Source organism: Cytobacillus sp. (assembly GCF_032154635.1).
In the GTDB taxonomy this organism is placed as follows: Bacteria; Bacillota; Bacilli; order Bacillales; family Cytobacillaceae; genus Cytobacillus.
The window spans coordinates 47426-60237 of record NZ_JALDXW010000028.1; the positions used below are offsets into that span (position 1 = coordinate 47426).

Annotated in this window: 15 protein-coding genes and 2 riboswitches; of the genes, 12 read left to right on the forward strand and 3 right to left on the reverse strand. The window is 36.4% G+C overall.

The window, feature by feature from the left end; all coding sequences use genetic code 11:
• Window positions 1-46: 46 nt before the first annotated feature.
• Complete coding sequence (locus RUH74_RS17555) at window positions 47-532, reverse strand: QueT transporter family protein (protein ID WP_313802307.1); 486 nt, start codon at window positions 530-532, stop codon at window positions 47-49.
• An 8-nt stretch (window positions 533-540) separates the two neighbouring features.
• Window positions 541-585, reverse strand: a riboswitch (PreQ1 riboswitch).
• A gap of 152 nt (window positions 586-737) precedes the next feature.
• A riboswitch (glycine riboswitch) is annotated at window positions 738-839 on the forward strand.
• Window positions 840-1202: 363 nt separating this feature from the next.
• On the opposite strand from RUH74_RS17555, the gene RUH74_RS17560 reads away from it, so the two are divergent.
• From RUH74_RS17560 to RUH74_RS17580, 5 genes are all read left to right on the forward strand, one after another.
• Complete coding sequence (locus RUH74_RS17560; protein ID WP_313802309.1) at window positions 1203-1346, forward strand: FbpB family small basic protein; 144 nt, start codon at window positions 1203-1205, stop codon at window positions 1344-1346.
• A 366-nt stretch (window positions 1347-1712) separates the two neighbouring features.
• The gene (locus RUH74_RS17565; RefSeq protein WP_313802311.1) at window positions 1713-2486 is read left to right on the forward strand and encodes a TerC family protein; all 774 of its coding nucleotides are present in this window, start codon (window positions 1713-1715) and stop codon (window positions 2484-2486) included.
• A gap of 323 nt (window positions 2487-2809) precedes the next feature.
• Window positions 2810-3214 carry an NUDIX domain-containing protein gene (locus RUH74_RS17570; protein WP_313802313.1) on the forward strand — a complete coding sequence of 135 codons (405 nt, stop codon included), beginning with the start codon at window positions 2810-2812 and terminating at the stop codon, window positions 3212-3214.
• 109 nt (window positions 3215-3323) lie between these two features.
• Entirely contained in the window at window positions 3324-3896 is a 573-nt protein-coding gene (locus tag RUH74_RS17575) for a TetR/AcrR family transcriptional regulator (protein ID WP_313802333.1), read from the forward strand.
• A 92-nt stretch (window positions 3897-3988) separates the two neighbouring features.
• Window positions 3989-4930, forward strand: coding sequence for an SDR family NAD(P)-dependent oxidoreductase (locus tag RUH74_RS17580; RefSeq protein ID WP_313802315.1), 942 nt, complete (start codon window positions 3989-3991; stop codon window positions 4928-4930).
• A 329-nt stretch (window positions 4931-5259) separates the two neighbouring features.
• Here RUH74_RS17580 and RUH74_RS17585 read toward each other — a convergent pair whose 3' ends face one another.
• A complete protein-coding gene (locus RUH74_RS17585) occupies window positions 5260-6138 on the reverse strand; it encodes a LysR family transcriptional regulator (protein WP_313802317.1) in 879 nt (292 codons plus the stop codon).
• A 114-nt stretch (window positions 6139-6252) separates the two neighbouring features.
• On the opposite strand from RUH74_RS17585, the gene RUH74_RS17590 reads away from it, so the two are divergent.
• The 5 genes from RUH74_RS17590 to RUH74_RS17610 all read left to right on the forward strand — a co-directional run bounded on the left by RUH74_RS17590 (window position 6253) and on the right by RUH74_RS17610 (window position 10620).
• Window positions 6253-7356, forward strand: coding sequence for a citrate synthase/methylcitrate synthase (locus RUH74_RS17590; RefSeq protein ID WP_313802319.1), 1104 nt, complete (start codon window positions 6253-6255; stop codon window positions 7354-7356).
• Between the two features lie 74 nt (window positions 7357-7430).
• Window positions 7431-7922, forward strand: a complete 492-nt coding sequence (locus RUH74_RS17595; protein ID WP_313802321.1) for a DinB family protein — start codon at window positions 7431-7433, stop codon at window positions 7920-7922.
• A 118-nt stretch (window positions 7923-8040) separates the two neighbouring features.
• Window positions 8041-9327 carry a S41 family peptidase gene (locus RUH74_RS17600; protein ID WP_313802323.1) on the forward strand — a complete coding sequence of 429 codons (1287 nt, stop codon included), beginning with the start codon at window positions 8041-8043 and terminating at the stop codon, window positions 9325-9327.
• Between the two features lie 262 nt (window positions 9328-9589).
• Complete coding sequence (locus tag RUH74_RS17605; RefSeq protein WP_313802325.1) at window positions 9590-9853, forward strand: CD3324 family protein; 264 nt, start codon at window positions 9590-9592, stop codon at window positions 9851-9853.
• Between the two features lie 128 nt (window positions 9854-9981).
• On the forward strand, window positions 9982-10620 hold the full coding sequence (locus RUH74_RS17610) for a FusB/FusC family EF-G-binding protein (protein WP_313802327.1): 639 nt from the start codon (window positions 9982-9984) through the stop codon (window positions 10618-10620).
• Between the two features lie 57 nt (window positions 10621-10677).
• Here the strand turns inward: RUH74_RS17610 and RUH74_RS17615 are convergent, their stop codons facing one another.
• The gene (locus tag RUH74_RS17615) at window positions 10678-11505 is read right to left on the reverse strand and encodes an MBL fold metallo-hydrolase (RefSeq protein WP_396230087.1); all 828 of its coding nucleotides are present in this window, start codon (window positions 11503-11505) and stop codon (window positions 10678-10680) included.
• Between the two features lie 342 nt (window positions 11506-11847).
• Between RUH74_RS17615 and RUH74_RS17620 the strand changes: the two genes are divergently transcribed.
• Together RUH74_RS17620 and RUH74_RS17625 are read left to right on the forward strand one after the other, a co-directional pair.
• Window positions 11848-12303 (forward strand): hypothetical protein, encoded by a 456-nt coding sequence (locus RUH74_RS17620; protein WP_313802329.1) that lies wholly within the window; start codon window positions 11848-11850, stop codon window positions 12301-12303.
• Between the two features lie 22 nt (window positions 12304-12325).
• On the forward strand, window positions 12326-12754 hold the full coding sequence (locus RUH74_RS17625; protein WP_313802331.1) for a hypothetical protein: 429 nt from the start codon (window positions 12326-12328) through the stop codon (window positions 12752-12754).
• The last annotated feature ends 58 nt before the right edge of the window (window positions 12755-12812 follow it).

The following is a 12812-nucleotide window of genomic DNA, read 5'->3' on the forward strand; positions in this document are numbered from 1 at the left end:
TAGCATGTGAAATTCATTAAGATTTCACATGCTATATATTGAGTTTTTAGACTAGTTTCTCAAAGTTAACTCGTTTGTTTAATGCATACATTACTGGAATTCCGATGGCCATGACAACGAACTCACCTATGGCAGTTGTGACCCAGGTAAAGCCGAATGGCAACCCGAATGCGAGGTTAAGCTCAAGAGCAATGATCCACATCATACACGTAAAGACGACTGTGTTTACAATCATTCGTACCCAGATGTTTTTTATATAACGGCAGCAAATAATTGTGATTAGTAATGAAAGGAAAGAATGTCCGACCCCGAAAATAAGATCGTACGCTTTCATTGGTGAAAATAACAAGTTTGTTAAAAATACACCTAGAATCATTCCATAAATATATTTCTTGTTGAAGACAACTAGATGATTGAACATTTCGGATACCCGAAACTGGACAGCCGTAAACCCAAAGGGCTGGATGAGCATGGAAACAGCAATATATAAAGCTGCTAAAATGCCATTACCAACAAGTGTTTTTACCTTCATATTCTATTCTCTCCTTAGTTTTTTTTCGTGGGAGGTTCTCGAACCACGTGAGCATTGCCCAAAGATTAAATTTTAAGGCAGAGGAACTCATTTGTCAATTTCATAAACTAGTAAGATTTTTACAATTCCCTGCATATGACCCTTCCGCTTGACATTTCAGCAAATAAGTATTATTTTAAATATATAGAAAATTCAATATGAGCGGATGACTATTGTGGGAGAGTGCATTATGACAGGCCACCGAAGGGGCAAGTTCCGAAAAGACCCTTGGAACAAATCTCTCAGGTAGAAGAACCACAAATAGGACGCATCTCTGGAGAGCTCGTATACATTCGTACGGCACCAAAGGGGACCCATTATTGGGATAAAACTCACAGGTATAAAGGACAGGGAAGGGTAGAGATTACTACACCTTTTCTGTCCTTTTTTATAGGAAAAATGTATAACTATTGAGTTAGGGATTGTCTAGCACCAGCGTCCGATCGCCTAGTAAATTTTAGGTCCACTCCCTACGATAAGGTCACATCAATTCGATCCACTCATTGTGTCTTCTTTATCGAAAGAACTGGCCCTTCTGTGTTTGTACGGCGATGAACAAGCTCTTATAGGAAAAGTGTTTAGTAATTAAATGAATTTTCCTTACAAACGCAGCATGAGAGGAGATGAAGAGATGTCGAGAAAAAGAATGACGTTATCCAATCTGATAAGAGATAATAAAGAAGAGCTTTTAAGAGACCGTGAACAGCTTGAGAAAATTGAAAAACGGATTGATGATAAATATTTGAAAAGAAAAAAAGAAGCTAAGGCGATTTAGGGAACTTCCTAAACATTTAATATAAGGTGAGAAAAGCTTCCAATCCGTTAATATTTGATGAATTTGAAAGAAATAATATTATTGACAATTTGACTTAGATGTGATTACAATTAAAGTAATCAATCAAATAGTAACTCCTAAAGGGGAGTAGCTTTTACAGCAAAGTCGTCATTTCAGAGTGAGTAACTCTCGGCTTTGGTGGCAACGTTATCGTTGTTAGCAAGACCTTTACCAATTTCGGGTAAGGGTCTTTATTGTTTTACGGGCCTTTACCATTGTGGTAAAGGCTTTTTCTGTTTTTTTGATAAAGCCTCTTCCACTTACTTATTTGATTAAATATCTCTATTTTGGAAGGATGATGTTTACATGGACTTAGCCATTTTACTAGAGTACGGTGGAGTATTATTATTATTAATTGCGCTGGAGGGGCTTTTGGCAGCAGATAATGCATTAGTTTTAGCGATTATGGTTAAGCACCTACCGGAAGAGGAAAGAAGGAAAGCCTTATTTTATGGACTTGCAGGAGCATTTGTTTTTCGATTTGGTTCACTATTTGCAATTTCCTTTCTCGTTGATGTTTGGCAGGTTCAAGCGATCGGAGCCCTTTATTTGCTGTTTATTGCTATTAATCATATTTATAGAAAAGTGATAATCAAAAAAGGAGAAGAAAGGGCAGATATTGAGAAGGGGAAGAAAAATGCAGGTTTCTGGATGACGGTGTTTAAGGTGGAATTAGCGGATATCGCCTTTGCAGTGGATTCTATTCTTGCGGCGGTCGCATTAGCTATTGCTCTTCCTGATTCAGGGCTGCCACATATTGGCGGATTAGATGGAGGAAAGTTTCTAGTCATCTTCGCCGGTGGTTTCATTGGATTAATTATTATGCGCTATGCTGCAAACTTTTTTGTTAAATTACTTCATGCTAGACCTGGCTTGGAAATTGCCGCTTTCCTTATTGTCGGATGGGTTGGAGTGAAATTATCGGTTTATACACTTTCACACCCCGCATTATCAGTGTTGCCTGAAGGCTTCGCAAAGTCGCCGGAATGGAAAATTACCTTCTATGCAGTATTAATATTGATTGCGGCTGGCGGCTGGTTTTTATCAAAGAAGAATAAAGAAATTTCTATTGAAGAGTAAAACAGCTTTACATTGTATCCTCTGATTACACTGCCTATGAAAAACGTAAAATGGTATAATTAACTATATAAAAATACCTTTTTGGTTTTTAAAAGATAAGAATAAGCTTGGGACGTACGGATTTTATTATAATATGTAGAAACTGCTGTTCGAAAACTAAAAAAGTGGAGATCTAACTCCTAAAATCAAAGTTGTGCGGCATTTTTCGTTCTCTTTATACACTCTAACACTGCGTAATATTCTCTTTTTTTTATGGAATACTTTACCAGACTCTTGGTTGTCTTGTATAATCGAGAACGGCATGCATGTAAGGAGGAATACTAATGGAAAAAGAAAAATTGCCAATGGTTGGCGTTGGAGCTGTTATATTAGATGAGAATAACAGAATTTTACTCGTCTTGCGTAAAAAGAAGCCGGAAGCGGGCTGCTGGAGTCTGCCTGGAGGTAAAGTTGATTACATGGAAACGATAGAAGATGCAGTCATACGTGAAATTAAAGAAGAACTTGGAATTGATATTGAGATTTCACGACTGTTATGTGTAACCAATCATATTATTCAAGCAGAAGATACTCACTATGTCGCTCCTACTTTTATCGTCCGTATTACAAATGGTCAAGTGATAAATAATGAGCCTCATGCTATAGAAGAAATCCAGTGGTTCCCGATTGACGAGATGCCAGATAACATCACCATGACAACGGATTACGCGCTGAAACAATTACGATAATTGTTCAAGAAGGGGAATATCACGCCAAATTTCTGTTATGATCTTTGATTATGATAAAGAATGTGGTATATTGTTATTAACCAATGGTCAATAAAAGGAGTTATCGATGATGTCCCCTCGTAAAACAACTTCTCAAGAGCTGACAAGAGAAATCATTTTACAGAAAGCACGAACTACGTTTGTCGAAAAAGGCTTTCAACAAGTTTCCATGCGCAGTATTGCAAAGCTACTGGGATGCAGTCATGGAGCGATCTATTATCATTTTAAAAATAAAGCAGAACTGTTTTATGCGATTGTAGAAGAAGATTTTTCTAAACTGAACTATTGGTTAGAAGAAACCATTCAAGGATCTGAAGATGATTCTACAAAGCTTTATAATGTATTAATTCGTTTTATTGAATTTGGATTAAACCATCAAAGTCAGTATGAAATCATGTTTTTGGTAAGAAATACAGAGGTAGATAGCCTATCCCAAGAAGCAGCCAACTACAGTTATCAAAAATTTGCTCAAGCGGTTCAATCTTTAGCAAAGAAAAAATTGGAGATTATAGACGTGTGGTCTGCATTTATAGCGCTACATGGCTTTGTTTCCCATTATCGTGGCTATGTTGATAATTTTGAAGAAGCGAAATTGGCAGCTAAATCGCATGTAAATTTTATATTAAAAGGATTAAATGGCTAGAACAGCTCTAAATCATTTCGTGGGTTTAGAGCTTGCTATATTTTTTTATCTCTTTTTGACCAGTGGTCAAATATGAAGAAAGGGTGTAATTAATGAAGAAAGCATTAGTTTTAGGTGCAACAGGCGGAATAGGCTATGCATTAGTTCGTGAGCTAGTTGATCGAGGTGTGGAAGTGGTGGCGTTTGCAAGAACAAAAGAAAGGTTAGATGCTCTTTATCAGCACGAACCAAAGGTATCCATTTTCTTAGGGGATGCATTAGTAGAAAAGGATGTAATCGAGGCTGCAGATGGTGCAGATGTTATCTTTCATGCAGTGAGCTTTCCCTACCAAGAATGGAAGGACAAACATCCTTTATGCATAGAGATAATAGTCCGGGCTGCAGAGATGCACGAAGCAAAGATTGCATTAGTAGATAATATATATGCCTATGGCAGGCAATCCAAAATAGAAGTAAATGAAGAAACGAGGAAGGAGCCACATACAAAAAAGGGAAAAATCCGGCTTGCAATGGAAAATAGGTTAAAAAGAAGTAATGCCCCTTATTTGATTGTGCATATGCCAGATTTATACGGACCTAATGCGGAAAATACAATCCTTCATGAAACACTAAAAAAAGTGGTTACAAATAAATCTGCAAATTTTGTTGGTGACATCAGTTTGGCTCGAGAGTTTATTTTTACATTGGATGGTGCAAAGGCAATGGTGGAATTAGCTTCACGAGAGGATACGTACAATCAAAATTGGAATATTCCATCTGCACATCCAATAACGGGTGAGGAAATTATTGAGATCTTACGTAGGGAGATAGGATATAAAAAGTCGATAAGAACGGTATCAAAAACAATGATTCGGTTTATCGGAATTTTTCAGCCATTTATGCGAGAGATGGTGGAAATGATGTACTTAATGGATGATCCCGTAATCTTGAGTGGTAAGAAGTACGAAGCGAACATCGGACCTATCCCACAGACACCTTATAAAGATGGGATTAAGAAAACATTAAATTGGATGAGCAAAAAGGCATGGGGGTAATTTCCTAATGAATGTGTAGAAGCGTAATTTCGTGAGTTTTAAAGGACATTTAAAACTTTGGGAGAAAATAATCAGCTAACGGATGCGATTATGGTATGGTTAGGCAGAAAATGATCCTGTTTTTTAAAAATATCAAAGATAAAATCAGCTAAAGAAAATCCTATGCCTTCACTCCGTAATCGCATCTATAACACCTATTACAATTTAGTTATCTTTTGTTATTGTCTCCTATCTGACATAGTCATCCTCATTAATAAGGAACGATATTTCTCGTGTTATCTCCATTTTTGCAAAGAACATCAACTAGGAAAATATTAGATGATTAAGACCTATATTCGGAAATTCATTAAAAACTTCATAAATTCTTTTTGCTTGGAATGATGATACTTCAAAATTGCATAGGTATTTGCTTCTGGCAGTTTGATAGAACTGCAGGGAACTTCCAGCAGCCACCCTTCTATTAATTCTCGTCTGACTGTTGAAACAGGCAAGAAGGAAACACCCAATCCTTCTACGATAAATCTTTTAGTAATATGAATTTGCGAGACCTTCATCATTTTCACAGATGGAAACTTGTATTTTATTTCACGGCTTAAAGTTTCCCAATAGACCGGATGATTGTCAGTTAGCAGATAATTTTTCATCAGCACTTCTTCTTCATCCAATGGTGGAGCAGATTCCGCATCCAATCCATCATGCTGTGCGATTAATTTCACTTCATCCTTATACAAAACTTCGCAATATAATTCTGGACTCGTGCTATGGAGACAGGAAAGCCCAATATCAATGTCATCATTTAGTACAGCTTTTTCGATATCCATGGATTCAAGAACCTTCACTGAAATTTCAACATGAGGATGGATAGTTATATATTTTTTTAGAACAAACGGAAGGATCGTATCAGCGATTAACGGAGAGATAGCAAGTGATAGCTTTGAAGTATACCCCTGATTAAAGGAGTGTAAATCCTCTACCCCTTTTTGGTATGTCTCCATCAATTTTTCTGCATGTGGAATGTACCGCCTGCCCTCCTCTGTTAGTTTCATTTTTCTGCCTTCTCTATCAAAAAGCTGAACACCTAATTCCTTCTCGAGATTTTGAATATGAACGGTTACAGAAGGCTGTGAAATGTAAAGTAATTCTGCTGTTCTTCTAAAATTGCCATTTTTAGCGGCGACTAAAAATGTATGGATCCAGCTAAAATCCATCCGTTATCTCTCCTTTTGATTAAAAATATAAATCAAAATATTTAAAAACATTCAATTTTTTTAATTGTATATATTTTATATAATTTACCTAAATAAGGAAAGGGGAAATGGGAAATGATTCATTACGGTTTAAAAGGTGTGATTGCAGCGGAAACAAAGATTAGCCATGTGGACGGTGAAAAGGGGCAGCTTATCTATAGGGGTTATGGAATTGGGGAAGTAACAGAAGCCTATTCCTTTGAAGAAACAGCTTATCTTCTATGGAATGGAGAGTTTCCAACAAATAAACAGCTAAGTGAATTAAAAGCTTCATTAATCAATAATCGGGAACTTCCTAGCTATCTGATTGACTTAATTAGGAGCTTGCCTGATGACATGAATATGATGAGTGTGTTGAGAACGGTCATTTCTGCTGAAGGAAGAAGTAATTATGGCTGGAAACCAACCATTGAACAGGCAATAAGAATCACTGCCATGACACCAACAATCATTGCCTATCGAAAAAGACATCTAGAAGGAAAAACATTTATCTCGCCGATGCCTGAACTAAACCATGTAGAAAACTATCTTTACATGCTAAATGGAGAAGTTCCACTGAAAGCACATGTTCATGCACTGGAAACATATATGATCCTAACGATGGAGCATGGGATGAATGCCTCTACGTTCTCTGCAAGAGTGACGGCATCTACTGAGTCTGATATCGTTTCAGCGATTACCTCTGCAATTGGAACGATGAAAGGACCTCTTCATGGAGGTGCACCCTCTGAAGTAATCTCTTTTTTAAATGATGTACACGAACAGGGGGATGCAGAAAAGGTTATTAGAGATAAATTAAATCGTGGAGAAAAGCTGATGGGTTTTGGACATCGAATCTATAAAACGGTTGATCCTCGATCAGCCGCATTGAAATCAAAGCTCCTGGCATTTTCAGGTGAAGATGAGTGGCTAGATCTCTCAATGAAAGTAGAAAAGCTGGGCGTGCAAATTCTTGAGGAGGTAAAGCCTGGCAGATCACTATATACGAATGTAGAGTTTTATGCAGCTGCGATCATGAAAGCCGTCCAAATGGAAAGTGATTTATTTACCCCAACCTTCACTGCCAGCCGAATAGTCGGCTGGAGCGCCCATATTTTAGAACAAGCAGAAAACAATGTTATCTTTCGTCCGCAATCGAAATATATTGGTCCAGTTAATAAGAAAGAAGAGTCAATATAAGTGTCGGAGAAAACCTACTTATGATAAAATTCGTCTTGTATATTTAGAATTTTTAGACAAGCAGGAGGGATTTTATGCAAGCATTGTTTCAGTACAATTGGTTGAAAAGGGAAGATTGGTATCAATGGTGTGAAGACGTTGAAGAGGAGGAGCTTCTTATAGCCCGAACAGGTGGGGTAGGAGGAATTTTGCATACGCTTTTTCACATCATCGATGTTGAATGGAGCTGGATTCGTCTTCTTCAAGGCAAACCTGACTTTCAGGAAAGCTTTGAAGAGCATAAAAGTCTGCAAAAGGTAAAAGAGCTTGATACTAAATTCAGAGTTGAAGTAGAAGAATTTGTGAGAAATTGGGATGCAAGCATGGAAAGTAACCTGCTTCATGATTCTTTACCAGATGGGCGGGTGGAAACTTTTACTTGGGGTGAGGTGATGCGTCACGTAATTGCTCACGAAATTCATCATATCGGTCAAATTTCTGTCTGGGCAAGAGAAGTCGGGAAGAAGCCAGTGTCTGCAAACTTTATAAGAAGAGGAATAATTCCTTTGCCTGAACAAAGTAAATAATAATGTTTATTAATCGACTGTTGATATTGAACAGTCGATTTTTTGTCATATAAGTTAGAAAATTGCATAATATCCACTTGGTATAATTGGGAATATGTGTATTTAAGGAGTGGGTGCGGTGAAAATAGAAAGGAATTTAAATAAGAGCCGAATTACGGCAAGAATAGGTATGTTATTCTTTCTAATTTTTATGGGCTGGTACTTATTTTCGAAAGAGGAAGTGAATCCAGTTGTCATGCTAGAGCCAGATGAAATGCAGGAGGACTTTCAATTTTTAATAGATGAAATGCTAGCAAAGCATCCCGATCCTGCAAGGAAAATGACAAAGGAAGTGTGGGATAAGCGGATTGCTGAAATAAAAAGTGAACTGGATTCTGAAAAAAGCACAACAGATTTTTATTTTATTCTTCAAGAATTTGTTGCGGAAATGGAAGATGCTCATACGGGTCTTGTGATGTTAGACGAACGAAGAATACTGCCATTACTTCTTGATTGGACGGAAGAGGGGTGGACAGTTTTAGAGAGTGGACATGGCGTTGAAAAAGGGGATCTTATTGTCAGCTTAGGCGGAATGGAAGTTGAAGAAATTGTTGAGGATTTAGGAAGATTCGTATCGGCGGAGAACCCCTACTGGAAAAAGTTTCGTGCGAATTTTTTCATTAAAGATGAATATTATTTGAAAAAGCTGTCATTGGTTAAAAACAATATAGTAGTAGTATCTGTAGAAAATATACAAGGAGAAAAAAGGAAGGTAAGAATTCCCCTTGTAAAGAAAGCTGTAGCAGATTCGCAAATGACCGATGCAGAGGATAACTGGTATAGTTGGTATAAACGGTTCAACGATTCAAATACATTTGGCTGGTCCATAGACCACGAAAATGATATTGGATACTATTATTTACATGCATGTGATGATACAAGGGAGTACCGGAAAAATGTAAGTCTCTTTTTTAAAGAAGTTAAAAGGGATGGTATAGGGAATATCGTTATTGATTTACGGCAAAATGCTGGGGGAAATTCCGCGGTTATTGATGCTTTTATAAATCGTATACAACCTTCAAGTATTAATAATTACTCGAGTTTTACAGGTAACACTTATGTGCTTATAAGTAATCATACTTTTAGTTCCGCTAATATGTTTGCGAGCGTCATACAAGAAAATAATATCGGTATACTTATTGGTGAACCTACCGGAAATTCTCCATTTGCATTCGGAGAGGTTGTCAGTGGAGTTCTTCCAAATAGCAAGATAAATTTGTCTTTATCCACAAAAGAATATATCCTTTCCAAAACTTACAAAGACGCGATTTATCCAGATTATTTAGTTCCTAAAACAAGGGAATCAATTGTTTTAAATAAAGATATTCAGTTAGAGAAAGTAATTGAACTAATTAAGGAAAATTAGGTTAAAAATTCTTTGATCAACATGTTCCGTTAGCCATGAAGAGCGTTCTTTTATTATAATGGGATTAAAAGTAATTATAGGAGGTGATCGAATTGGCGATAAGGAGGCCAGATTCTGTAGCATCTCATGCAAAGCCTAGTTTTGGAAAGGCGATACTTTGCATGGGGTAGACTTTAAATTGAAAAATCGCCCAAGTACGCTTTTCTAATTCATTCGGCTTTGCACCTTATTTTGAAAAAAATAAATGAGGGGCTAACCAGAGATGAAATATGTAAAAGCAAACGCAATTTTACCGGAAAGTTTAATTATAGAAATTCAAAAATATATTCAAGGTGAGACGATTTATATCCCGAAAAAGAAAGCATCCCATCGTAAATGGGGTACGCGATCTGGTACGAGAAAGGCGATTGATGAAAGAAATTCTGCTATAAGAACAGCTTTTAAAGGCGGAAGGACAATTGATCAATTAGCTGAGGAATATTATCTCTCGACCGAAACGATAAAAAAAATCGTATATACTAAATAAAGCACTGGTATCCTAATCAGTGCTTTTATCTATGGCGTTTTTATTTCCTAATCAATTTTTCCATTGAATACATGACGTGTACCTTTTAAAGTTAAATGGAAATATGTTTTGAACAGGAGTGGAAAAGAATGGAGCCCTTCATTAGAAGTGATCAATTTAATTATATTAAAAATCAACTACAAATACTCATTAATGGATTTACAACCGTTAATGATAAAGAGGTACTTGAAGCATTGAAAACGCTCACTGATGAAAAGATTATCCATTTGTTCGATGATCTTAGTGAGGAGCAGAGACAAATATTTAATCCGATTGTTGAAATTAGAGAGAAAGAGCAAGCAGATACGTTTTTATCGCAACTAAAGCAGTATATGATTCCTTTTAAAGCTATAAGCGAACAATCAATAAAAAAGTTATTCCCGAAGGCTAAGAAGTTAAAAGTACCCCCATTAGATCAGATAGATCGAAAGGAAATATCTTATCTCGGATGGAATGATACAGGCTCAAATAAAAAGTATATCGTAGCTGTGCAAAATGAGAAAATCATGGGACTTCATGGTTCTTTTAAAAATATTAGCAAGAAGGGGATATGCGCGATTTGCAATTGCCATGAAGAATTAGGCATGTTTATTATGGAAACAAAGGGTTCAGTGCAAGGAACATATATAAAAAGAGGAAACTATATTTGCCAAGATAGTCAAAAATGCAATCAAAATATTAAATCACTAGACAAACTTGATGCTTTCATTAAAGGGATGAAGGGATAAATGATTCTTTCGTTTCAAAGTAAGCTGTTGTCTCTTATAGATTAAAACAAGGGAACTTCACAATATGGGAGTTCCCTTGTTTAATAAAGTCTCAACTATTTTTATATTTTGCAAAAAAACCTCTGGTGAGCTCCAATTTTTATACTTAGGAGGAATTTCAATTTCTTCATTATTATTGCTTTCTTTAATAATGGCAGTTAAATCAGATATGTAGTGGATGATGGTTGAGATATCTTCCTTTGTACCAACTGGACCATGTCCCGGAACTGCCACATCAATTTCCATCCCCTCAACCTTTTTTAACATATTGGTCCAATGCCCAAGATCAGATTCCTCAAAAAAAGTTGGATGACTATTTACAAATAATAAATCTCCCATAAAGATTACTTTTTCATCTGGAATATATAGCATCGCATCACAAAATGAATGCCCGCCGCCTAATGTAAAGAGCCTGGCAGTCTGTTTTTTTCCATGAAAGGAAATTTCGTCAATAAATGTTTGGTTTGGCAATACTAATTTCAGGGTAGGCAAGGAATTTTTTATCTCGTTTAAAAAATTGATTTGATAGGGCAATTGAGTATCTTTGTTTTGAATAAGCTGATTCGTTAAAGATTGGATATAATTTGTTAGTCCATCTATATCATTTTTCTGGGCAGCAAATCTTGAAGGATGAATATCTTTCATACTTTTGTATGTAGCTTGACTTGATATGATTATCCGATCCTCAAATGTTTGATTCCCTCTAATATGGTCACCATGCCAATGACTATTTATCACCCATGTAACAGGGTGATTGGTAATTGATTCCGCCATGTGCTTTAAATCTTGAGAGGCTTGCTGCGTGTTAAATGTATCAAAAACGATCGCTTTTTCTCCTAAATCCACAAACCCTGCATTTGCTGCAGCCCCTCCGCCTTCTTTGGCAATTGACTTACACTTTCGGCTGCATGTTATTAACGATTTAAATAATACAAGTGTATTATATCACTGTTGCTGCATAAATACTGTTACTCACTTTCTCGAGCTTAAAATGTGTACTATGAAATACCTCATTCATCTGCCTACCCTCTTTTTCAATAGATTTTTGCAGGAATAACTGACTAGTAGCGCAGGGTTGATAAATTTCTTTATATTCTGATAATAATAGTTTAGCATGGGCTGCTTCTATTGTGAACAAGCAACTTTATTTGGAAAAGAACGTCTATTTATAAAACAGGAGGAATTGATATGAAAAAATGTATATTTATTACTTTTATCTTTCTGCTAGCTACCCTCATAGGCTGCTCGAATGATTATTTATCTTCTTCCAAACCCCCGGAAGTGATCATTGAAATCGCCACTGAGAAATATGATACTAAATTAGGAACATACTGCTGGGGGAGTAAGTGTGTTGATACTGCTGGTCCAGTAGAAATGTTAGAGGGAAAGGTGCCAATTAAAGTAAAACCTGGCGAAAAAATCAAATTTGTAATGGATTATGAACCATTGCCGAGCAGTGTTTATCTCCTGCAAATAAATGAGGAAAAGAAAGAACTGGAGGTTTTAGTTGAGGATCATGAGTTTGCAGCACCTGAGCAAAAGGGGATATATTATTATTCCTATGGCGTATGGTGGAAGGATGAAAAGCAAGAAAATGTATCCAATGGCGATGCTTTCTATGCTTTTGCATTAGAGGTGGAGTAGGGAAGGAAAGGGGAAAATCTTTTTGCGAAAAATCATCCTACTTCTATTGTGTTTCATTTTTACATGTCAGTGGTCTGTTCAAGCACTTGACTGGGCATATTCTTTCGTTGTCTGGAAAGGAAATGTATATGAAGTAACTGATGAAAAGGTATCTGATATCGGAGACGTCATAGGAAAAGTGAGAAGAGGCACGAACGATATGACTGGAGAATACTTTGGTGATGCATCAAATATGTACCCAAAAGGGACAAAATATTATGAGATTATGGGCGTTTCTACCAAAAATGCAATTGCTGTTGAAGTAGGAGATAACGAATGGCATAAGGCTGTCTTTGTTCATAAGGTACCTAATCATTGGATGGAGAATGTTATTATTGTATTGTTTTTTGTTGTGTTAATAACCATAGCAATTATAATTATGCTCCGAATAAATAATAAAAGAAAAATGTAAAGGGGCTGGGACATAACTAGCTTCAAATAAAGAGAAAGGTGAATTTGAGGGTGCTCAA